19 protein-coding genes are annotated in these 22,677 nt (G+C 62.1%); 15 read left to right on the top strand and 4 right to left on the bottom strand.

The genetic code is table 11. The annotated features are described in order from the left end of the window. The first annotated feature begins 13 nt into the window (after positions 1-13). The 9 genes from ACEN93_RS00525 (at position 14) to ACEN93_RS00485 (ending at position 11,469) form a co-directional block, all read left to right on the top strand. Positions 14-1,867 carry an IucA/IucC family protein gene (locus tag ACEN93_RS00525; protein WP_495610862.1) on the top strand — a complete coding sequence of 618 codons (1,854 nt, stop codon included), beginning with the start codon at positions 14-16 and terminating at the stop codon, positions 1,865-1,867. A gap of 13 nt (positions 1,868-1,880) precedes the next feature. After that, positions 1,881-3,125 (top strand): MFS transporter, encoded by a 1,245-nt coding sequence (locus ACEN93_RS00520; protein WP_495610861.1) that lies wholly within the window; start codon positions 1,881-1,883, stop codon positions 3,123-3,125. Between the two features lie 14 nt (positions 3,126-3,139). Next, positions 3,140-4,324 carry an aminotransferase class V-fold PLP-dependent enzyme gene (locus ACEN93_RS00515; protein ID WP_490841360.1) on the top strand — a complete coding sequence of 395 codons (1,185 nt, stop codon included), beginning with the start codon at positions 3,140-3,142 and terminating at the stop codon, positions 4,322-4,324. Between the two features lie 84 nt (positions 4,325-4,408). Beyond that, complete coding sequence (locus tag ACEN93_RS00510; RefSeq protein ID WP_039771138.1) at positions 4,409-4,924, top strand: sigma-70 family RNA polymerase sigma factor; 516 nt, start codon at positions 4,409-4,411, stop codon at positions 4,922-4,924. Further along, positions 4,925-5,902: a FecR domain-containing protein gene (locus ACEN93_RS00505; RefSeq protein WP_039771136.1), complete on the top strand. Its 978-nt coding sequence runs from the start codon at positions 4,925-4,927 to the stop codon at positions 5,900-5,902. A 93-nt stretch (positions 5,903-5,995) separates the two neighbouring features. Continuing rightward, positions 5,996-8,410 carry a TonB-dependent siderophore receptor gene (locus ACEN93_RS00500; RefSeq protein ID WP_495610860.1) on the top strand — a complete coding sequence of 805 codons (2,415 nt, stop codon included), beginning with the start codon at positions 5,996-5,998 and terminating at the stop codon, positions 8,408-8,410. 64 nt (positions 8,411-8,474) lie between these two features. Beyond that, positions 8,475-9,662, top strand: a complete 1,188-nt coding sequence (locus tag ACEN93_RS00495; protein ID WP_074690760.1) for an ABC transporter substrate-binding protein — start codon at positions 8,475-8,477, stop codon at positions 9,660-9,662. Then, on the top strand, positions 9,659-10,720 hold the full coding sequence (locus ACEN93_RS00490; protein WP_074690759.1) for a FecCD family ABC transporter permease: 1,062 nt from the start codon (positions 9,659-9,661) through the stop codon (positions 10,718-10,720). The genes ACEN93_RS00495 and ACEN93_RS00490 overlap by 4 nt, the downstream gene beginning before the upstream one ends. Next, positions 10,714-11,469, top strand: coding sequence for an ABC transporter ATP-binding protein (locus tag ACEN93_RS00485; protein ID WP_039771128.1), 756 nt, complete (start codon positions 10,714-10,716; stop codon positions 11,467-11,469). The genes ACEN93_RS00490 and ACEN93_RS00485 overlap by 7 nt, the downstream gene beginning before the upstream one ends. A gap of 40 nt (positions 11,470-11,509) precedes the next feature. Here the strand turns inward: ACEN93_RS00485 and ACEN93_RS00480 are convergent, their stop codons facing one another. Beyond that, positions 11,510-12,037 (bottom strand): hypothetical protein, encoded by a 528-nt coding sequence (locus ACEN93_RS00480; protein ID WP_495610859.1) that lies wholly within the window; start codon positions 12,035-12,037, stop codon positions 11,510-11,512. A gap of 42 nt (positions 12,038-12,079) precedes the next feature. Further along, a complete protein-coding gene (locus ACEN93_RS00475) occupies positions 12,080-14,206 on the bottom strand; it encodes a TonB-dependent receptor family protein (protein ID WP_495610858.1) in 2,127 nt (708 codons plus the stop codon). 143 nt (positions 14,207-14,349) lie between these two features. Here ACEN93_RS00475 and ACEN93_RS00470 point away from each other — a divergent pair, with 143 nt between their 5' ends. Beyond that, on the top strand, positions 14,350-14,778 hold the full coding sequence (locus tag ACEN93_RS00470) for a hypothetical protein (protein WP_039771122.1): 429 nt from the start codon (positions 14,350-14,352) through the stop codon (positions 14,776-14,778). Positions 14,779-14,834: 56 nt separating this feature from the next. Here ACEN93_RS00470 and ACEN93_RS00465 read toward each other — a convergent pair whose 3' ends face one another. Continuing rightward, positions 14,835-15,107, bottom strand: a complete 273-nt coding sequence (locus tag ACEN93_RS00465) for a hypothetical protein (RefSeq protein ID WP_495610857.1) — start codon at positions 15,105-15,107, stop codon at positions 14,835-14,837. A gap of 64 nt (positions 15,108-15,171) precedes the next feature. Next, entirely contained in the window at positions 15,172-15,942 is a 771-nt protein-coding gene (locus ACEN93_RS00460) for a PAS domain-containing protein (RefSeq protein WP_495610856.1), read from the bottom strand. A gap of 223 nt (positions 15,943-16,165) precedes the next feature. Between ACEN93_RS00460 and ACEN93_RS00455 the strand changes: the two genes are divergently transcribed. The 5 genes from ACEN93_RS00455 to ACEN93_RS00435 all read left to right on the top strand — a co-directional run bounded on the left by ACEN93_RS00455 (position 16,166) and on the right by ACEN93_RS00435 (position 22,673). Continuing rightward, complete coding sequence (locus ACEN93_RS00455) at positions 16,166-17,797, top strand: APC family permease (RefSeq protein WP_007958121.1); 1,632 nt, start codon at positions 16,166-16,168, stop codon at positions 17,795-17,797. Between the two features lie 22 nt (positions 17,798-17,819). Continuing rightward, complete coding sequence (locus ACEN93_RS00450) at positions 17,820-18,746, top strand: 4-hydroxyproline epimerase (RefSeq protein WP_495610855.1); 927 nt, start codon at positions 17,820-17,822, stop codon at positions 18,744-18,746. Between the two features lie 54 nt (positions 18,747-18,800). Beyond that, on the top strand, positions 18,801-19,748 hold the full coding sequence (locus tag ACEN93_RS00445) for a dihydrodipicolinate synthase family protein (protein WP_039771114.1): 948 nt from the start codon (positions 18,801-18,803) through the stop codon (positions 19,746-19,748). An 80-nt stretch (positions 19,749-19,828) separates the two neighbouring features. Next, positions 19,829-21,421, top strand: coding sequence for an aldehyde dehydrogenase (NADP(+)) (locus ACEN93_RS00440; protein ID WP_495610854.1), 1,593 nt, complete (start codon positions 19,829-19,831; stop codon positions 21,419-21,421). Then, a complete protein-coding gene (locus tag ACEN93_RS00435) occupies positions 21,411-22,673 on the top strand; it encodes an NAD(P)/FAD-dependent oxidoreductase (RefSeq protein ID WP_495610853.1) in 1,263 nt (420 codons plus the stop codon). Before ACEN93_RS00440 ends, ACEN93_RS00435 begins: the two co-directional genes overlap by 11 nt. The last annotated feature ends 4 nt before the right edge of the window (positions 22,674-22,677 follow it).

Below are 22,677 nucleotides of genomic sequence, written 5' to 3'. Positions count from 1 at the left end.
GCAGATAGCTGATATGGATGACTTCAAGACACTCATCGCCTACTCCCGCAAGAACGCCCTGCGACGGATGATCCGTTGCCTGTTTGCCGAAAACATTCTGGATCGCGCGGGCTTGCGCTTCTCTGAGGCCGGTAATGAGGCCACGTACGCGCTGAAAGACGGTCGTGCCCATGTGTTCTTTTCCAACATCGCCAAGGGCCCGGCCGATACCGTAGTCAATGACGGCGACGTGATCCTGATGACCGATGAAGGCGTACGCCAGGTGATCTACACCCATCATGACCTGCTGGATGTGCTGCGCGACAGCTTCGATTTCGAACCCACTGATGAAGGCATCGCCGGGCTCAAGTCGGACATGGAAAACAGCCTGATGAACGACGCCCACGCGCGTCAGCATCGCCAGCAATGGAACGCTCGACTGGCCGCCGCCGCCCGGGAACAGGGCCTCGACAGCCTGACCGATTACCTGCGCCAGCACGCAAGCACCAAGGACGCCGCGATCCTTCTCGACCAGTGGGGCTCGCTGGAAGGTCACCCCTACTATCCGACCTGGAAAGCGCGACCGGGCCTCAGCGATGAGGAAGTCGAGCAACTGTCACCGGAGTTCAACGCCCAGGTGCCGCTGCGCATTGCCGCGCTGCGGGCCGACATGGCGAAAAGCGAAAGCATGCCTCACGTCAGCGATTACCACAGCTGGTTCGCCAGTAACTTCCCAACGCAATGGGCGCAATGGAAGGCGTCGCTCAACGACAAGGGCCTGGACGAATCCCAGTGGTTGCCGCTACCGATTCACTCATGGCATTTGCAGGCTTACGTGCTGAAAAACTTTGCGGCGGAAATTGCAGAAGGCATTCTCATCACCGACGGTCCGGACATCCAGACCCTGCCGACCATGTCCTACCGCACGATGATGCCGGTGCTCAATGAGAGCGCGCCGCTGATCAAGTTGCCGATTGCCGTGTGGATGACCAGCGAACTGCGCAGCCTGCAAGCCAAGTCGATTCACATGGGGCCACGCATCAGCACCGTCATCACGAAGATCCTCGAGGTCGAAAACGGTTTCGAGCAACGCCTGGAAATCTTCCCGGAGGAGATCGGCTTGCGTTACAAGCACGCGATCACTCAGGACGACCATCCCGGCCGGCACCTGTCGGTGGTGTTCCGTGCCAGCCAGCAAGCGTTCGAGCGTAACGACGATTGTCTGCCGATCACCGTGGCTTCTCTGTTCACTCGCTTGCCGGGCAACGGTCGACCACTGTTCACCGAGCTGATCGAGCGCGACGGCGTTCGGGCCAATGCCGTTCAGGTGGAAGACTGGTTCCGTCAGTACGCCAAAGTGGTCACTCATCCGGTAGTGGCGATTTACCTGATGTACGGGATCGGGCTCGAAGCGCACCAGCAGAACACGATGGTGCTGTTTTCCCCGGATGGCAAAGCACGTAGTCTGCTGATCCGCGATTTCGGCGATGGCAGGACCTACGCGCCATTATTGGAGGGACGCGGCTACACCCTGCAACCGCATGTGCAGCCGGGCATTCTGCCAACGGTGTTCGAGGGCGATATCGAGCCGGTGCGCATGTTCGTGCTCGACGCTGCATTCCTCACGCACCTGCATGAAATGGCCCTGTGGCTGACCAAGGAGTACGCGCTGGACAACAACCGGATGTGGGGCATTCTGCGTGAAGAAACCGAGCAGGCGTTCGCAGCGGTGCGCGAGCGTGTCGCGCCGGATCTATGGGAAGTCGAACGCAAGGCCTTCCTCAATGATCCATGGCCGACCCGTTCGTTGCTGCGCATGCACATGATGCAGTATTCCAACTACCGGATTCAGCACACGCTGACCAACCCGCTCAATGTCGTTCAATAACCGAGGCTGACTCATGACCCAAGCAGGTGCCATCGCGGGTTCGCGCGTAAGAGTCCTGATTTATCTTCTGTTCGCGATCCAGCTCATTTCGATGGGCGCGATGGAAATGAGCGGGCCGTTCTGGCCTGTCCACCTGCGCGGGCTGACCTCCTCAGACTCGCTTTTCAGCTTCGCCAGCATCGCCGTGTACGTCGGGCCGATGCTGGGCATTATTCTGACCAGCGCATTCTGGGGCCGTATCGGCGACCGCTACGGCCACAAGTTGATGATGATCCGCGCCCTCGCCGGCCTGTCATTGACCCAGCTTGGGCTGGCCCTGTGCAGTGACATCTGGGTGATCCTGATCCTGCGCTTCCTGCAAGGCGCCTTCGCCGGCTACATCGCCCCGGCCCAGGCCTATGGCGTGAGTATCGAGGCGCCTTCGCGGCGGGCGCGACTGTTCGCGATCCTGCAGATTTCCACCAACGTCGGCTCGCTGCTCGGCGCGGTGGTTGGCGGGCTGATCCTCGATTACGCGACGTTCTTCTGGATCAACATGATCGCCGCTGTGTTGTGCGCCATCTGCACCGTGGTCGCGGCCGTCACGTTGCCGGACGTACCGCCGGTGAAGAAAGCACCGGTCGCCGATAACACCGCTCCGGCCGGCCACACCGCCGGCGTCTGGCAAGGCACGCCCCTGCTGTCGTTACTGGGCGTCATGGGCATTTTGCTGCTGGCGCGGATGCTGCCGCAGACGTCGTTCTCGCTGTACGTCAGCTCGGTGTTCGAGGTCAGCAACTCGGTGGTCGGGCTGTGCTATGGCTTGCTGGCATTGGGTTTCATTCTGTCGGCAACCGCGTGGTCGCGTTACTTCGAGCACCGTACCCAGCAGGACACCCTGCAACGCATCACTTATGTCGTCCTCGGCTGTATTGCGCTGACGGCCCTTGCCGGCTACACGCGCAACCCGATCGTGTTCGTCGGTGCCTATTTCATCTGGGGCGTATTGCTGGGGGCCACCACGCCGGTGCTGATGGCCCTGATTTCCAAAACCGCCGACAGCTCGCGCCAGGGCTACGTGCTGGGCATTGCCCAAAGCACTGCGCAATTCGCGTCCATCGCCGGCATTTCGGCCGGTGGGTTACTCAGCCAGATCTATGGTTTGCAGTACACCTACCTGTTTGTCTGCCTCGCCTACATGCTCGCGCTGATGCCCATCGTTGCCTTGCGCTACCGGCCGATGGTCATGCAACCGAGCCAGATGCCGCCGGGCGACTGACCAAGGAGTTTTCGTTGAACATTGAACAACTGCGCGCCGACACCCCTGGTGTCGAGCAACTGATTCACTTCAACAATGCGGGCGCGGCGCTGATGCCCAATCCAGTCATCGAAGCGGTAACCCGTCACTTGCAACTTGAAACCCGGATCGGCGGTTACGAAGCCGCCGGGCAACAGGCCCGGGAAGTGGAGGATGTCTACGACGCCATCGGCCAACTGATCAACGCGCGTCCCGATGAAATCGCGGTGATCGAAAACGCCACCCGCGCCTGGGACATGGCCTTCTATTCATTGCCGCTGCGGCCTGGTGATGTGGTGCTGACGTCGACTACCGAATACGCCGGCAACTACATTCCCTATCTGCAACTCAAGCAGCAGCGCGGCATCGAGATCAGGGTGATTCCCAACGATGAACAGGGACAGGTGTCATTGCCGGCGCTGCGGGACATGCTCGGCGATGACCGGGTTGCCCTGGTGTCGCTGCCGGTGATCGCCACCAACGGCGGCCCGGTGCAGCCTATCGAACAGATCGGCGCCCTCGCCCGCTCGGCCGGGGTTCTGTTTCTGCTGGATGCCTGCCAGGGCGTCGGGCAGATGCCGATCGATGTGCAGAAAATCGGCTGTCATATGCTGGCGGCCACCAGCCGCAAATACCTTCGTGGCCCTCGGGGCATGGGGTTTCTCTACGTCGAAAAAACCTTGTGCGAAAACCTCGAACCGACGTTTCTCGACCTGCACGCGGCCTCATTGCTGACCCCGGATACCTTCAAGATCCGAGGCGATGCCCGACGATTTGAAAACTGGGAATGCAACGTTGCCGCGAAACTGGGCATGGGGGCGGCGGCCCGTTACGCCCTGGCGCAAGGCATCGAACCGATGTGGCAGCGCATTCAACGATTGTCAGCGCATCTGCGCAATCGTCTGGCTGATGTGCCGGGTGTTACGTCGCAGGATCGGGGCGCGGTCAAGTCAGGCATCGTCACCTTCACCTGTAAGGACGCCAGCGCAGCACAAGTCCAGGCATGGCTCGCGGCGCAGGAAAAACGCATCAACGTCACCACCTCGACCTTCCGCTCGACGATGCTCGACATGCAGCAACGGGACCTGCTGGAAGTCAGCCGCGCATCGCTGCACGCTTACAACACCGAGGATGAAATCGATGCCATGGTAAACACGTTGTTGAGAATGCCCCGCGCCTGAAAACGGATGCTGATTCGCGCTTGCGTCGCAGGCTCTTTGTAAACTAGCATTGGGAATACTTCTCAATTGCAAAACACTGCAGCCATGAGCGAAACCCTTCCCGCGAACAACGACAACCATCTGCGCGTGATCGAAGCGCTGTACAGCGGCCATCACGGCTGGCTGTACGCCACGCTGAAGAAAAAACTGGGTAACGCCATGGATGCGGCGGATCTGGCGCAGGATACCTTCACCCGGATCCTCGCCTCCCAAGTCACGACCATCGAGCAACCCCGGGCCTACCTGAGTTGCGTGGCGAAGGGCATCCTCATCAACTGGTATCAGCGCAAGGCTCTGGAACGCGCCTACCTTGATGCCCTCGCGCATTTGCCCGCACCGGAAGTGCCCTCCCCCGAGTTGCGCTTCGTGGTGCTGGAAACCCTGCACGAAATCGACGCGATGCTCGACACCCTGCCGCCACTGGTCAAACGCGCGTTCCTGCTGTCGCAGATCGGCGGCTTGAAATACGCCGACATCGCCGAGCAGCTGGACGTCTCGCTGATCACCGTCAAGCGCTACATGAAACAGGCTTTCGTGCAGTGCCTGATGCTGGTGGAATGAATGCTTACGCGCCGCAGTGAACCGCCGCTCGATCCGAAAATACTCGAAGAAGCCGCCGAGTGGCTGATGCGTCTGAGCGAAAACGACCTCAGCGAAACCGAGCGTGCGGAGTGGGAGTACTGGAAAGTCAGCAGCCCCGAGCGCAACCGGGCGTGGGCCCGCGCGCAGTTGCTGCAAAGCAAGTTCGGCGGCCTGCCGCCGTCGCTGGCGATGTCGGCGCTGGATCGCCCGAGTAACCCGGAACGCCGCGCAGCGCTGGGCAAACTGGCCTTGCTGCTGGCGGCGATACCCGCCGGTTGGGGCAGCTGGAAACTGGCGCAGTCGCAGCAATGGTCCGCCGATTACCACACCGCCGTCGGGCAGCGTCGCGAACTGACCCTGGCCGACGGCTCGCAAATCACCCTGAACACCGACACGGCCATCGACGTTCTGTTCGACACCCGGCAGCGGCTGATCCATTTACGCGAAGGCGAAATCCTGGTGCAGACTGCGCCGGACAACGCCGCGCAGCCTCGACCTTTTCTGGTCAGCACCCGTCAGGGCCGGATGCAGGCGCTGGGCACGCGCTTCACCGTTCGTGAATGGCAGCCGCGCACCCAACTCGCAGTGCTCGAAGGCGCTGTGCAAGTCGAGCTGGCCGACAGCCCACAGAGCGCGCCGATCATCGTCAACGCCGGGCAACGTACCGACTTTTCATCACAGGCCTTTGGCTCGCTGAACCCGACCGACCGCAACGTTGGCGCCTGGACCGAGGGCATGCTGATGGCGGACAAGATGCGGCTGGCGGATTTTGCTGTCGAACTGGCGCGCTATCGCCGAGGCATTGTGCGGTGCGATCCAGCCATTGCCGACCTGCGCATTTCCGGGGCCTTTCCCATCAGTGATACCCAACGCTCGCTGAACATGCTGGCGCAGACCTATCCCGTGCGCGTCTCCGGGCACTTGAGTGGTTACTGGGTGACGCTCTCACCCGCCTGAGCAAAAAAATCACCGCACGGGTGATACTTTTTTTGATCTCGGCTGGCTATGAAAGGAACAACCATTCCACCTCGTCCATAGGGTCATCCCTTCATGCTCGTTGCACGACCCTTGCTTGCGGATCGTCTGCTAAAGCCCGTTATGCGCGGCGTGTTGCTCAGCGTTGTGCTGGGCCTGGCCAGCAGCGCGCTCGCCGAGGCAGCCAGGCCGGAGCAGCTGGACGCAGTCACTGTGCGAGCCTACAACATCGGGCCCGGCCCGCTTGGCGTGACCCTCTCGAGCTTTGCCGTGGACGCCGGTATCGCCTTGTCGTTTCAGCCGTCGATCACCGAAGGCCTCGTCAGCCCTGGATTGTCCGGCAGCTACTCGGTGCAGGAAGCGGTGTCTCGACTGCTCGAAGGCAGTGGCCTGGAGATGGTCGCTCGCAGCGACGGGACCTGGACGCTGGTAGTACGCCGGGTCACGTTGTCGGACACCACGGTCGAAGGCATCGACACGCGCACCGACAGCTTGCCGCCGGTGCTTGCGGGCGGTCAGGTCGCCCGCGGCGGACGCCTTGGCATTCTGGGCAACCGCGATGCGATGGACGCTCCGTTCAGTGTCAGCAGCTACACCTCGACACTGATCAAGGACCAGCAGGCTGTCACCGTCGGCGACTTGCTGGAGCGCGACTCATCGGTGCGTTCCACAGGGCAGACAGGCGGGATTGTCGACTCGTTCTTCATCCGTGGTTTTCCGGTCGGCGAAGGCAACCTCGGTGAACTGGCGTTCGACGGCGTGTACGGCGTGGCCTCCAACTACCGGGTGTTCACCGAGTACGCCGAACGGATCGAACTGGTCAAAGGCCCCGGCGCCCTGCTCTACGGCATGTCGCCCAACAGCGGTGTCGGCGGCGTGATCAACGTGGTACCCAAGCGTTCACTGGACGAAGACCTGACTCGTTTCACCACCAGTTACGCCTTGAATACCCAGCTCGGCGGCCACCTCGATGTCAGCCGACGCTTCGGTGAAGAACGCCGCTTCGGCGTGCGGATCAATGGCAGCGTCCAGCAAGGCGATACGGCTATCGACAAGCAATCCCGAGAGGTCGGTATCGGCGCGATGTCCCTCGACTACCAGGGCGAACGCCTGCGCACCACCCTGGACCTGATCAATCAGAAAGAGAGTTTCGACGCCGCATCCCGCCCCTTCCTGATTGCCTCCGGCGTGGAGATTCCGTCCGCAGCCAACGGCCGCACCAGCGTCAGCCAGGAATGGGGCTGGTCGGAAACCCGCGACAAATCGGCGTTGCTCGGCGGCGAATACGACCTCAACGACAACCTGACCGTGTTCGCCCACGCCGGCGGTGGCCAATCGGATGTCGCGCGCATGTCCGACCAGACGCCGACCATCATCAATGAAGCGGGCGACACCTCGTCGATCCCCGGCTATTACAAATTCGAAGTCCAGCGCTACACCGTTGATGCCGGTGCGCGGCTGCGGTTCGACACCGGGCCGATCAGTCATAGCACGGCGCTACAAGTCACCCGCTACCGCGATAACTTGTCCCGGGGGATTATTTCCGGCCCGGCGATCCTGTCGAACATCTATCACCCGCTCGATCGCCCGAAACCCGCGATCGCCAAGCCAGATACCCCGAAGGTTTCCGAAAGCGAGCTGTCGGGCGTGGCCCTCGCCGACACCCTGTCGGTGCTCGATGAACACCTCCAGGTCACGCTCGGCGTGCGCCAGCAGAACATCAAGTCGGATAACTACAACACGGCAGGCTCAATCACCACGTCCTACGACAAAAGCAAATCCACGCCGCTGTTCGGGATCGTCGCCAAGCCCTGGGACCACGTCTCGCTCTACTACAACTACGTCGAAGGCCTGGGCAAGGGTGACATCGCGCCGTCTGCCGCTGCCAACGCGGGCGAGATCTTTTCCCCTTATGTGTCGCGCCAGCAGGAAGTCGGGGTCAAGCTCGACTACGGCCGTTTCATGTCCACCATCGCCCTGTTCCAGCTTGAAAAGCCCAGCGGTGAACTGGCATCCGGGGTGTTCTCGGTCAATGGGGAACAGCGCAACCGGGGCGTCGAACTGAACATGGCGGGCGAGATTGCAACAGGCACACGCCTGATCGGGGGCGTGACGCTGCTCGACGGCGAACTGACCCGAACCAGTGTCGCTGCCAACCGTGGCAACAAACCGGTCGGGGTTCCCGAAGTGCAAGCCAACCTCTGGGCCGAATGGGACGTGCCGCAAGTCGAAGGCCTGACATTGACCAGCGGCGCGATCTACACCGGCACCCAGTACGTCAATCAGGCCAACACCCAACAACTGGACGCCTGGACCCGCTTCGATGTCGGCGCGCGCTACGCCACCCGCATCGCCGAACGGCCGACCACTTTGCGGGCCACCGTGCAGAACGTGTTTGACCGTGAATACTGGTCGGGCGTCGCCTCCTACGGCGCGTTCTCCCAGGGCGCGCCTCGGACCTTGTTGCTCTCGGCCACTGTCGATTTCTGAAACGTCCGGTCCGGAGCGGCGCCTGGCGTCGTGGTCCGATCCGGCTTTTGCAAAGGCATACACCATGGTTAATGTTTTTCGCCGCCGCCAGACCTTCGCCGCCCTGCTGATCGCCGGGCTGCTGGGTTTGTCGATTTCTTCCTTGATGCCAAGCCGCGTACAGGCTGGCGAAGCGGATCCGGCACTGGGCACCGTGACTGACTTGCAGGGCCGCACGGTCAAGGTTCACCTGCCGGTGCGCCGGGTCATTCTGGGTGAAGGTCGCCAGCTGTATCTGGTGGCCGCGCTGGATACGCAGAACCCTATCGAACGCATCGTCGGCTGGCGCAAGGATTTGATCCAGTCCGACCCGGACACCTATAACGCCTACCTGCGCAAATTCCCCGACATCGCGAAAATCCCGACCTTCGGCGGTTTCGAGAGCGGCACCTTCGACATCGAGCAGGCGATCTCGCAGAAGCCTGACGTGATCATCCTCAACATCGAAGCGCAGCACGCAACCGAGGATGCCCGCTACATCGAGAAACTCGATGCCCTGGGCATCCCGGTGGTGTACGTCGACTTTCGCAACAACCCCATGCAGAACACCGAGCCGACCATGCGTCTGTTCGGCAAGTTGTTCGGCAAGGAAGAGCGCGCCGAAGCCTTCATCGATTTTCGTAACCAGCAGATCCACCGAGTCACCGACGTGATCGAGAAATACCATCCTGCCCGTCCCAACGTGTTCATCGAGCGCATCGGTGGCTATACCGATGATTGCTGCCTGAGTTTCGGCAACGAGAACTTTGGTCTGTTCGTCGACATGGCCGGTGGCAATAACATCGCCCGTCGGATCATTCCGAGCACCTTCGGGCAACTGAACCCTGAGCAAGTGATCGTCGCCAATCCCGACCATGTGGTGGTTACCAGCGCCGACTGGGAAGCCTTTGCGCCGCGGGGCCATTGGGTCGGCGTCGGCCCGGGCGCAGACCTGACCGAAGCCCGGCGCAAACTGGCCTGGTACACCCAGCGCCCGGCCTACGCCGGCATCAAGGCGCAGAACACTCAGGCGTTTCATGCGATCTGGCACCAGTTTTACAACAGCCCTTACCAGTTCGTGGCCATTCAGCAATTGGCCAAATGGTTCCACCCGGAACTGTTCGCCGATCTTGATCCCGATGCGGAATTTCGCGAAATGCACGAGCGCTTCCTGCCGGTGCCGTATGAACCGGGCTATTTCGTCAGCCTGCAAAAAACCGAGGACAAGCCATGAGTTCGCTGGGCGAAGCACCGATTGTGCAGAGCGTCACCTACCGACGGCTGGTGCTGCGTAAACGGCTGATTCTGCTAGGGCTGGCCGTGCTGCTGATCTTCAGCGTGTTGCTCGATCTGGCACTGGGCCCGGCCCGTTACAGCCTCAGCGAAGTGCTCGGTGCTTTGATCTCGCCGGAAACCGCATCGGCACAAGTGCGGGTGGTCATGTGGGACATCCGCCTGCCGGTGGCGTTGATGGCGGTCGCTGTCGGCGCGGCGCTTTCGCTCGCCGGGGCGCAGATGCAGACCATCCTCAACAACCCGCTCGCCAGCCCGTTCACCCTCGGTATTTCGGCGGCGGCCGGTTTCGGCGCAGCGCTGGGGCTGGCCTTCGGCGTGGCGCTGTTTCCGCTGGCGGCGCAATACATGGTGCCGCTCAACGCGTTCATCATGGCGATGCTCTCGGCGCTGTTGATTCACTTCATGAGCATGCGTCGTGGCGTGACCGCCGAAACCATCGTGCTGCTCGGCATCGCGCTGGTGTTTACCTTCAATGCGTTATTGGCGCTGGTGCAGTTTTTCGCCACCGAACAAGCCGTGGCAGCCGTGGTGTTCTGGACCATGGGCAGCCTGACCAAGGCCACGTGGCCGAAACTTGGGATGATCTGCGTGGTGATCCTCATCACCCTGCCGATCTTCGCCAAACGTGCGTGGGCGATGACGGCCCTGCGCCTGGGCGACGACAAGGCTGCGAGTTTCGGCATCAACGTGCGCAGCCTGCGCTTTCAGACGCTGATCATGGTCAGTCTGCTCGCGTCGTTTCCGGTGGCGTTCGTTGGCACGATCGGCTTCATCGGGCTGGTTGGGCCGCACATCGCGCGGATGCTGATCGGCGAGGATCAGCGGTTTTTCCTGCCGGCCTCGTTGCTGACCGGTGCGCTGATCCTGTCCGCCAGTTCGGTGGTCAGCAAGACCCTGATCCCGGGAGCGATATTCCCCATCGGTGTGGTCACGTCACTGATCGGCGTGCCGTTCTTCATTTCTCTGATTCTCAACGGTAAGAAAAACTCATGGTGAAGATCCGGCTCGACAACCTCGGCGCCCGCTACGGGCAGCGCGAGATCATTTCCGGCGTCAGTACCGCAACGTTTACCGGCGGCCAGGTCGTGGCCGTCGTCGGCCCCAACGCGGCAGGCAAATCGACGCTGTTCAAGCGCATGGCCGGGCTGATCGACGGGCCGGGCGAAGTGATTCTGGAAGGCTCGAAAAAAGGCACTCAAGGCATCAGCTACATGCCCCAGGGCCTGAACGCCAGCGCCCGGCTCACGGTGTACGAATCGGTGCTGCTGGCGCGCAAGCAACTGACGCCCAACTGGGCGGTTCACGATGATGAACTGAAACTGGTGGACGAGATTCTCGAAGCGCTAGGGATCACCGAACTGTCGTTTCGCAACCTCGGTGAACTGAGCGGCGGCCAACAGCAATTGGTGTCAATCGCCCAGACGCTGGTGCGCGAACCGGAAATCCTGCTGATGGACGAACCCACCAGCGCACTCGACATGCACCGACAGGTTCAGGTGTTGAACTTCATGAAAGCCCTCGCGCGCCGTCGCGAAGTGATCGTCTTCATCGCCATTCACGACCTGAATCAGGCGCTGCGTTTTGCCGATCAGGTGCTGGTCATCGCGGGTGGCACGGCCCATGGCAGCGGGCCCAGCCATGAAGTCATCACCGAGCCGATGCTGCGCGCGGTCTACAAGGTCGAGGCGCGGATCGAGCAATGCAGTCGCGGGCAGCACCATATTCTGATCGATGACATTGTTTGAGGGTTGCACCGTCAAACCGCAAACGCAGGGATGCCGAGAGCTATTTCGTGACGGGTAGAAATTTCAGGCAGGCGAAACCGGTCTTGATACGCAATTGTTGGATGGGCTGGACACTTTCCTGATCGCCGACCTTTTTCACTACACCGATCCCGCAGTGATACTGGTCGTACTCGAACACCGGAATGATGCCGGGCTTGGTCTCGCTCCAGAAACCGGTCTTTATGGTGTAGACAGCGCCTTCCTGAGGCGTGAAGGAAAAAGGTATCTGGCACTGAGTACCGCCCACTACATCGCGGTAAGTCAGCACCAGTTCTTTACCGACGGCGACTTTGGACTCGATGAAGTCGCCGTTATAGGAAAGCGGCGTAAAGCCGGCATAACAACTTTTTTCGTTGAACGTCATCGCGTCCAGCGTTGTGCCACGATCATATTTAAGGCGAACGGTCGCAGAAGGCTCATCCGGGCGGGGAAACTCGTACTGTTTGCCCATGAACAGTGACGTGCAACCACTGAGCGCAAACGACCCGGCCAACAGTGCACACCAACCAAACTTGTATTTACCGACCATCAACCAGTCCTTGAGACGTTTGAATAGGGAACTGCCTGCCCCTCAGAGCAAACTCCACGACACCCCGACATACATCGCCATGCCCTCACCCGGCGTGGAGCGTGCGGCGTCCAGACCTTTATCGTCATAGCCCGGCGTAACTGTAGCGGCGTAGTGCTTGTCGGTCAGGTTGCGCATGTCCAGCCAGGTCTGCCAGTCGCCTTTCGGTGCGTTGTAACCGAGGGTCGCACCGAAGGTGGCGTAAGGATCGGCGTAATAGCTGTTGGCGTAATCCACTGCGGTTTTCGAGACCAGTTGCGTGTTGACCGCCGCGAAGAAACCCTGCGGGAAGTCGTAGCGCAGTTCGCCCTGGTAGTAATGCATCGGCAGGCCCGGCAAGCGGTTATCACCGAAGCGGTCGTCGTCGCGGTAGTGGAAATCGCTGAAGGTGTAGGCCTGACGCAGGCTCAACTTGCCGCCATCGTTCGCTGACCACAGGTTGCTGAGCAGGCTGGCTTCCACGCCTTGGTGCACGGTCGGGCTGGCGTTGAGTTCGTAAGGCGTGGTCGCGTTGGCGTCCGGCAATACCGAGAGCAATTCGTGGCGCACCTGAGCGTAGTACCAGGCCAGGCTCCATTCACCGAGCGCACTGTCGCCACGGCCGCCGAGTTCCAGGGTGGTCGCGGTCTGGTTTTGCAGCTTGACCGGGTCGCGCTGGGTGCCGGTGGCGGCGCCGCTGCCGGCCGGGAACCGTACGTTGGAGCTGTAGATCAGCGACCACGGATGCGGCGCTTCGACCGAGCGGCTCAGGTTGCCGAACAGTTGCAGGTCCGGCGTCACCTGATAGCGCAGGCCCAGACGTGGCGCGTAATCCCAGTCACCGAGGCTGGTCTTGCCGCCACCTTCCGGGTAGGTCACGGCGCTTTCGCGACGGGTGTAGATCGCGGCGAGGCCGGTGGTCAGCCACAGGTCATCGGCGATTTCCAGATCGTTGCCCACGTGCAGGACAGAATCCGAACCCTGATACGTAAAGTTGCGCATGTGAGTGCCCGGCGCATAGCCGGCGGTGTTGCCGACAGGAATCCGCACCAGCTCGCTGGCCCCGTCGTTGGGCAGGTGTTTGGTCACTCGCAGGCCCACGGTGCTGTTGCTCTCCATCCCCCAGAGCGTGTCGCGGCGCTTGTAGTCAAACGTGCCGCTGACATCGGTGTACGCCACTTTCAGGCGATTGGGGCCTTCGCGCAGGTCCATCGGGTAATCGTGATAGACCAGACCGGTCTGGATGCTCGAATCGTCGTCGATGTAGTACGTGGTCTTGTTGCCGATGAAGGTGCTGCCGGGCTGATCGCGGCTGTCGTTGCGCGTCACGTAGGCCGGGTTGGCTGCGCGCGGATCGTGCTCGATGGAGTGTTTGGTCACCCGGCCGGCGAGGTCGTTGTCGGTCTCGCGGTGACGAATGTAGAAGCGGGTTTCCAGATTCGGATTGAAGCGATAACCGAAGTTGGCGATCACGCCCTGGCTCTTGCTGGCGGTGTGATCCTGATAACCGTCGGAATGCGCGTCGGTCATCGACAGGTAGTAATCGAAGTCACCCAGCACCTGGCCCGAGCTGACTTGCCGCTGGGAATAACCGTGGCTGCCCATGACGTAACGCACATTCAGCAGTGGCGCGTTATAGCCCGTGTGGCTGACGTAATCGACGGCGCCACCGAGGGCCAGCGCACCGCGATCAAAACCGTTGGCGCCGCGCAGCACTTCCACATGATCCAGCCACAGCGGCTCCAGCAGTTCATAAGGCGTACCGCCGGGGCCGGTCAGCGGCAGACCGTCGAGCATCGTGTACAGCCCCGACGCGTGGGCGCCGGGAGCGCGGTTGATGCCCGAGCCACGGATCGAGATTTTCGTCCCTTCGTTGCCCGCCGACTGGGCATAGACACCGGGCTGATACGCCAACACATCCTGATTGCTCGCGACCCGGCCCTGCAATGGCTGGCGCATATCGACCACGTTGCTGCCACCCGGCACCTGGGCCAGACGAGCCTTCGCCTCTTCCACCGACGCATCTTCACCGCTCTGATCCTCGGCCCCGATCAGCACTTGCCCCAGTTCCAGCCCCTGGGATTGCGCCTTGACCGGACAGACAAGGGCCAGCCCCAGCAAGGCAGCGGGCAGGGTTTTCAGCGAAGGCATCGGGTGAACTCCAGACAGGCGGGAACGGACAGTGACAACTGCGACGCAGGAAAGAACGAAGGAAACACATGGCGATTTTGTTTTTTGTCAGGTAAACAGGCGGCTGAAATGCCGGGCTGTGATTTGAACAAGGAGATGCAGGGATGGCCGAAGAAGTTCTGAAGTCGAAGATGGTCAACTTTCTGGTGACCGATGCTGAACTGAACTACGACGATGTGGGCGAATTCTACGAGGTCGTGGGGAGCGGCAATGTCGGCGTACTGGCCGGGGTGCTCGAGGGATTCAGAAATCACTATGGCGGATTGTGGGTGGGCGGCAGAGTCACCGTCACCGAAAACGCCGTTTACTTGAATGCCAATGCCATGAACCGCATGGTTCAGGACGGGACACTGGATGTCGAGATACCAATGCCGGCGATCCGCAAGGTCACCGTCGAAGGCGGTTTCGTGACAAAGATCGTCCGTCTCGACACAGACGCCTACAGTGTCAAATTCCGCTGCTACGGTGCCAAGGACGTTGCCTCGCTGATCGCCAGGCAGGCCCTTTCGCAGTCGTTGAAACGCGCGCGGTAGTGCTGGTCTGAAGACAACAGCGCCACCGGCCTTTGAGGTGGCGACTGGGTCCCCCGTCAATTCTTGCACTTGGCCAACACCACCTGACAGGTGTTGGGCGTTCCGCCCGAACGTCCGGCATAGCGCACGCAGTTATTCATGGATTTTTTTTGCGCGATACCCAGGGTCGCTCCCCACGCGAGACCACCCTCCCCTGACGTCGGCACCGCTTTGGCATAGCAGCGATCACCGGTGCTCGCGTAATGAGCCTTGCTCGAACAGGACGCCGTCAGCGTCAGCAGGATCGCGCACAGGCCATACGAGCATCGGCGTACCCAGAATTCGCTCATCTCGTTTCACCTGCAGCAAGTGGGGCTGACCTGTTCAGTCTAGCCGCAATGACTCGCAAGCCGCTCATTGCTCTGTCGCCTGCCGGTACTGACGCGGGGTGAACCCGGTCGATGCCTTGAACTGGCGAGTGAAAGCACTGTGATCGGTGTAGCCGCATTGCAGCGCCACCTCGGTGATCGGCAGCTCGGTGTGCAACAGGCGATGGGCATGTTCCAGCCGCACTTTCTGGATCATCTGCCGGGGTGTCAGATGGAAGACCCGTTTGCAGTAGCGCTCCAGCTGTGCCACCGAAATACCGGCGATCCGGGTCAGTTCGCCCAACGTGACACGCCGATTGAAATGCGCGCGGATGTGTTCGTCGACCGCCGCCAGTCGCTGGAACGCCGGGTGGGTTTCGCTGGCCGATTGCAGATCCACCGAAATCCCCGCGAGGCCGATGATCTCGCCGTCGCGGTTGTACAGCGGACGCTTGTGCGTCAGGCACCAGCCCGGTTCGCGACTGCCGTACAGGTGCAGTTCCAGCTGATCCTCCAGCACGAAGCCTTCTTCCAGCACCCGCCGATCCTGCTCGGTATAACCCGGCCCCAGTTGCGCCGGAAATACCTGCGCACTGGTTTTGCCGAGCAGCGGTTTCAGGTCTTTCAGCCCACAGCGCTGCACCAGCGTGCGATTGGCCAGGACGTAACGCGCCTGCATGTCCTTGATGAAGATCGCCGCGTTCGGAATCACGTCGAGCATCGGCAACAGCGGCGCCACCCCCGCCAACAGCGCCTCGAGGGTGTGGGGACGATTGTGCTCATCGCCCTGGCACAGGATCGCAAATGCGTTCTGCATGGTGACGGTTTTCCCCGGTGAGTGGATCGGGCTGAGGCGTTCGCGTGCAGATTGCAGCAACGTTCGAAGCGTGTCGAGCGCCGCTGGCTTTCTTCGCAACTGTGCCGAATTCGTCATCCGGAGCTGCGCAAAACATCAATCGCCCGACGCCCGATGAGTTCACTGTTTAGCCGTTCCAGTGACTCACACCTGCCTATCCAATAACTCACAAGAAGGCGATGCCATGTCAGGCCAAGGCAAGTTCAAAAAACAACTTTCATTGATCGACCTCACCTTTATCGGGCTGGGGGCGATCTTCGGTTCCGGCTGGTTGTTCGCGGCCAGTCACGTGTCGGCGATTGCCGGGCCGGCGGGAATTTTTTCCTGGTTGCTGGGCGGGTTCGCCGTGTTGCTGCTGGGCATCGTCTACTGCGAACTGGGCGCGGCATTGCCCCGCGCTGGCGGTGTGGTGCGCTACCCGGTTTACAGCCACGGGCCGCTGCTCGGTTACCTGATGGGTTTTATTACGCTGATCGCGTTTTCCAGTCTGGTGGCGATCGAGGTGGTCGCTTCGCGCCAATACGCGGCAGCCTGGTTTCCGAGCCTGACCAAGGCCGGCAGCGGTGACCCGACCCTGCTCGGCTGGCTGGTGCAGTTCGGCCTGCTGTGCGTGTTCTTCCTGCTCAACTACCGCAGCGTGAAGACCTTCGCCAAGGCCAACAATCTGGTCAGCGTGTTCAAGTTCATCGTGCCGCTGCTGGTGATCGGCGTGCTGTTCACCTTCTTCAAACCGGAAAACTTTCAGGTTCAAGGCTTCGCCCCCTTCGGGCTCTCGGGCATCGAGATGGCCGTCTCCGCCGGCGGCGTGATCTTCGCCTACCTCGGCCTGACCCCGATCATTTCGGTGGCCAGCGAAGTGAAGAACCCGCAACGCACCATCCCGATTGCGCTGATCCTGTCGGTGCTGCTGTCCACCGCGATCTACGTGTTGCTGCAAACCGCCTTCCTCGGCGGCATCCCGACCGAATTGCTCGCCAATGGCTGGGCCGGGGTATCCAAGGAATTCGCCCTGCCGTACCGCGACATCGCCCTGGCACTGGGCGTGGGCTGGCTGGCGTATCTGGTGGTGGCGGACGCGGTGATCTCCCCCAGCGGCTGCGGCAACATCTACATGAACGCCACGCCTCGGGTGATCTACGGCTGGGCGCAGACCGGCACGTTCTTCAAGGTCTTCACCCACATCGACGCGAAGTCCGGCATCCCGCGTCCGGCGCTGTGGCTGACCTTCGCCCTGTCGGTGTTCTGGACCCTGCCGTTCCCGTCGTGGGAAGCACTGATCAACGTGGTGTCCGCCGCGCTGGTGCTGAGCTATGCCGTCGCCCCGGTGACCGTCGCGGCGCTGCGTCGCAATGCGCCCGACATGCCGCGCCCGTTCCGGGTCAAGTGCATGGGCGTGCTGGGGCCGGTGTCGTTCATCATCGCTGCGCTGATCGTTTACTGGTCGGGCTGGAACACCGTGTCCTGGCTGCTCGGCCTGCAAATCCTGATGTTCGTCGTCTACCTGCTCTGCGGCCGCTTCGTGCCGACCGCCCACCTCAGCCTGTCCCGCCAAGTGCGCTCGTCGGCGTGGCTGATCGCCTTCTACGCGGTGACCATCGTCCTGTCGAAACTCGGCACCTTTGGTGGTCTGGGCATCCTCACCCATCCGTTCGACACCCTGGTCGTCGCAGCCTGTGCGATGGGCATCTATTACTGGGGCGCCGCCACCGGCGTACCGGCACACCTGCTGCGTCTGGAATCGGAAGAGGATGAGAGCGAAGTCGCTTCGCCGTCGCCCGCCTCCGCCGCCAACCCGCGCACTGCCGGCGCTTACTGAAATCACTCAACGGGACCTGTCCATGAAACGAGTACACGTCATTGATTCCCACACCGGCGGCGAACCCACACGTCTGGTGATGAAAGGTTTTCCCGATCTGCCCGGCCGCACCATGGCCGAGAAACGCGACGCGCTGCGCAACCAGCACGACCAATGGCGCCGCGCCTGCCTGCTGGAACCGCGTGGCAACGATGTGCTGGTGGGCGCGCTGTATTGCGAGCCGGTGTCGCCGGACGCTACCTGCGGCGTGATCTTCTTCAACAACGCCGGCTACCTCGGCATGTGCGGCCACGGCACCATCGGCCTGGTCGCATCGCTGCAGCACCTGGGGCTGATCGCACCGGGGGTGCACAAGATCGACACGCCGGTCGGCCCGGTCAGCGCCACGCTGCATGAAGACGGTGCCGTGACGCTCGGCAACGTGCCCGCTTATCGCTCACGCAAACAGGTGGCGGTGGAAGTGCCGGGGTACGGCCGCTTCCTCGGTGACGTCGCCTACGGCGGCAACTGGTTTTTCCTGGTCTCCGAACACGGCCAGACCCTGACGATGGACTACGTCGAAACCCTGACCGACCTCACCTGGAAAATGCTCAAGGCCCTCGAGGACCAAGGGATCCATGGCGAGGACGGCGCGGTCATCGACCACATCGAACTGTTCGCCGATGACGCCGAGGCCGACAGCCGCAACTTCGTCATGTGCCCCGGCAAAGCCTACGACCGCTCCCCTTGCGGCACCGGCACCAGCGCCAAACTGGCGTGCCTGGCCGCCGACGAAAAACTCGCGCCGGGCGAGCGCTGGGTGCAGGCGAGCATCACCGGCAGCCAGTTCGAAGGCCGCTTTGAATGGGAAGGCGATCGCATCCGCCCCTACATCACCGGCCGCGCCCACATGACCGCCGACAGCACGCTGCTGATCGACGAAACCGATCCGTTCGCGTGGGGCATCTGAGCCGCTGCGCTGCACTTCAAACCCCTCTGAATGACCGTTCCAAGGAGAACAATAATGAGCGACAACATCTTCACCGGCTGCATGCCCGCCCTGATGACCCCGTGCACCGCCGCGCGCAAACCGGACTTCGATGCGCTGGTGGCCAAGGGTCGCGAACTGATCGACATCGGCATGAGCGCGGTCGTGTATTGCGGCTCCATGGGCGACTGGCCGCTGCTCACCGAAGCCGAGCGTCAGGAAGGCGTGGCGCGGCTGGTGGCGGCCGGGATTCCGACCATCGTCGGCACCGGCGCGGTCAACACCCGTGAAGCGGTGTCCCACGCGGCCCATGCGGCGAAAGTCGGCGCGCGGGGCTTGATGGTGATTCCTCGGGTGCTGTCCCGTGGTGCTTCGGCGGCGGCGCAAAAAGCCCACTTCGCGGCGATTCTGCAAGCCGCGCCGAACCTGCCGGCGGTGATCTACAACAGCCCTTACTACGGCTTCGCCACCCGCGCCGATCTGTTCTTCGAGCTGCGCCGTGAATACCCGAACCTGATCGGTTTCAAGGAATTCGGCGGTGGCGCCGATCTGCGCTACGCCGCTGAAAACATCACTTCCAAGGACGATGACGTGACTCTGATGGTGGGTGTCGACACTCAAGTGGTGCATGGCTTCGTCAACTGCAACGCCACCGGCGCCATCACCGGCATCGGCAACGCCCTGCCCCGCGAAGTGCTGCAACTGGTGGCCCTGAGCAAGCAGGCGGCCAAGGGTGATGCCAAGGCCCGACGTCAGGCCCGGGAGCTGGAATCGGCGCTGGCGGTGCTGTCGTCCTTCGACGAAGGCACGGATCTGGTGCTGTATTACAAACACCTGATGGTGCTCAACGGCGACAAGGAATACACCCTGCATTTCAACGAAACCGATGCCCTTAGCGACTCACAGCGTCGTTACGCAGAAGCCCAGTACGCGCTGTTCCGTCACTGGTACGAAAACTGGTCGGCGGAACAGAACTTCGCCTGACCTGCCGCTGCGCTCAAGCCCGCCGCCACCCACGGCGGCGGGCCTTATTCGTGACCTGTTTTATTGATAAGGAATGCGCCATGACTCTGACGGGCCAACTGCTGATCGGTCAGCAAACCCTCACCGGCGACCGCGACGTCATCCACGGAATCAACCCCGCTACAAACTCGCCTTTGCAACCGGCCTACGCCGGCGGCTCTGCCGAACATGTCGAGCAGGCCTGCGCACTGGCCTGGGCGGCGCTCGACCATTACCGCGAGACATCGCTCGAGGCACGGGCCGAATTCATTGACACCATTGCGAGCGAAATCGAAGCGCTGGGCGACGAACTGATCGACCGCGCCATGGCGGAAACCGGCCTGCCGCGCCCGCGCCTGCTGGGTGAACGGGGCCGTACCTGCCAGCAACTGCGCTTGTTTGCCCGCACCGTACGGGCCGGTGAATGGCTGGATGTGCGAGTCGACAGCGCGCAACCGCAGCGCCAGCCAATGCCGCGTTCGGATCTGCGTCAGCGGCAGATCCCACTGGGCCCGGTGGCCGTGTTTGGTGCGAGCAACTTTCCACTGGCGTTCTCGGTGGCCGGTGGCGATACCGCTTCGGCACTGGCCGCTGGCTGCCCGGTGATCGTCAAGGCTCACGGCGCCCATCCCGGCACCAGCGAACTGGTTGGCCGTGCCGTTGCGCGGGCGGTCAAGGCCTGCGGCTTGCCGGAAGGTGTGTTCTCGTTGTTGTACGGCTCCGGCCGTGAAGTCGGCATTGCGCTGGTCAGCGATCCACGGATCAAGGCGGTCGGCTTCACCGGTTCGCGCAGTGGCGGGCTCGCGCTGATCAAAGCGGCCCAAGCCCGGCCCGAGCCGATTCCGGTGTACGCGGAAATGAGTTCGATCAACCCGGTGTTGCTGTTTCCGGCAGCGCTGCAGAATCGCGCCGAGGCGTTGGCCCAAGGGTTTGTGGCTTCGCTGACGTTGGGCGCCGGTCAGTTCTGCACCAATCCCGGTCTGGTCATCGCCCACAAGGGGCCGGCGTTGGACGCCTTCATTGGCGCCACCACCGAACTGATCCAGCGCAGCCCCGCGCAGACCATGCTGACGCCGGGGATCTTCAACGCCTACGAATCCAGCGTGAATGCCCTCGCGGAAAACCACCGAACGCGTATTGCCGCCGTCGGCCAGCGAGCGACGGAACCGAATCAGGGCCAGGCTCATGTGTTCATCACCGACGCCGCCGACTTCCTCGCCGATCATTCGTTGCAGGCCGAAGCCTTCGGCGCCGCGTCCTTGATCGTGCAATGCGCCAGCGACGCTGAAATCCGTCAGGTGCTCGAACAGCTGGAAGGCCAGTTGACCGCCACGCTGCACTTGGATGACGAGGATCTGCAACAGGCCCGCGCCTTGCTGCCGACCCTGGAGCGCAAGGCCGGACGCCTGCTGGTCAACGGCTGGCCGACCGGCGTTGAAGTCTGCGATGCGATGGTGCATGGCGGGCCGTTCCCGGCGACCTCCGATTCGCGCACCACCTCAGTGGGCACGGCGGCGATCCTGCGTTTTCTGCGCCCGGTCTGCTATCAGGATTTTCCCGACAGCCTGTTGCCCATCGCGCTCAAACACGCCAATCCACTGTCGCTGCGTCGCTTGCTCGATGGCCAAAGGGAAACCGCGAAAAATGCCGAATAACCCGCACGACATCGCCGTGGTCGGCGCCGGTATCATCGGCGTCGCGAGCGCCATGCGCCTGGCCCGTCAGGGTTTGCGGGTGGTGGTGATCGATCCGCAGGAACCGGGCCACGGCGCCTCGTTCGGCAACGCCGGGCATCTGGCGACCGAGCAGGTGTTTCCGATTGCCGACAGCTCGATCCTCAAACGTCTGCCGGCCATGCTCATGGACCCGATGGGGCCGCTGCGCCTGGACTGGAAATACCTGCCCCGCGCCCTGCCCTGGTTTGCGCGGCTGTTGCTGAACCTGCGCTCGGCGCCGTTCCAGCGCACCGTTGCCGGATTGCGGGCACTCAATGAAAGCTCGCTCGACGCCTGGCACCGCTTGCTCAATGACATCCAGCTCCCCGAGCTGTTGAAGATGGAAGGTTCGCTGCTGGTGTTCGAACGACCCGACTCACACCCGGCACTCGAAGCACTGCAGCGACGCATGCAACAGCAACAAGTGCCAGTCGATTGGTGGCAGGCCAGAGCGGTACGCGAGACCGCGCCGCAACTCAGCGAACGGATTCAGGGCGGACTGTTTTTCCCGAACACCGGGCATTTCATCGATCCCTACCGCGTCGTGCGTGAGTTGGTGGAAGCGGCGAAAGCCAGCGGCGTGCAGTTTGTGAAGCAGGCGGTTCAGGGCGGGCAACTGCATGAGCATGGCGTCAGCCTGATGACCGGAACCGGCACCCTGTCCGCTCGCCAGGTACTGATCGCCTGCGGCGCCCACTCGGCAAAACTCACCGCTGCACTGACCGGCAAAAAAATCCCGCTGGACACCGAGCGCGGCTACCACCTGATGCTGCCTCACGAACACAACCGGCTGCCCTTCCCCGTCACCTCGCTGGAACGCAAATTCATCATGACCCCGATGTCCGAAGGGCTGCGCCTGGCCGGTACCGTCGAATTCGCCGGCCTCGAAGCCCCACCGACCATGGCCCGAGCGTGGCAGTTGCATCGGTTGAGCAAGGGGTTGTTTCGTGATGATTTGAGTGTCGAGGCAGCCACGCCGTGGATGGGGTTTCGGCCGTCGCTGCCGGATTCGCTGCCCGTGATCGATCGGGTGTGTGACGGCAAGGTATTGCTTGCGTTCGGGCATCAGCATCTGGGGCTGACGCAGGCGGCGGTGACGGCGGAGATGGTGGAAGAGATGGTTTCACCATCGGCGCAGGACACGGCTCGTATTCTGCCGGTGCGCGAGCCCTATCGGCTGGATCGCTTTTGAGTGA

This window comes from Pseudomonas sp. Pseusp21, assembly GCF_059492145.1.
This window is presented reverse-complemented; position numbering and strand designations above follow the sequence as displayed.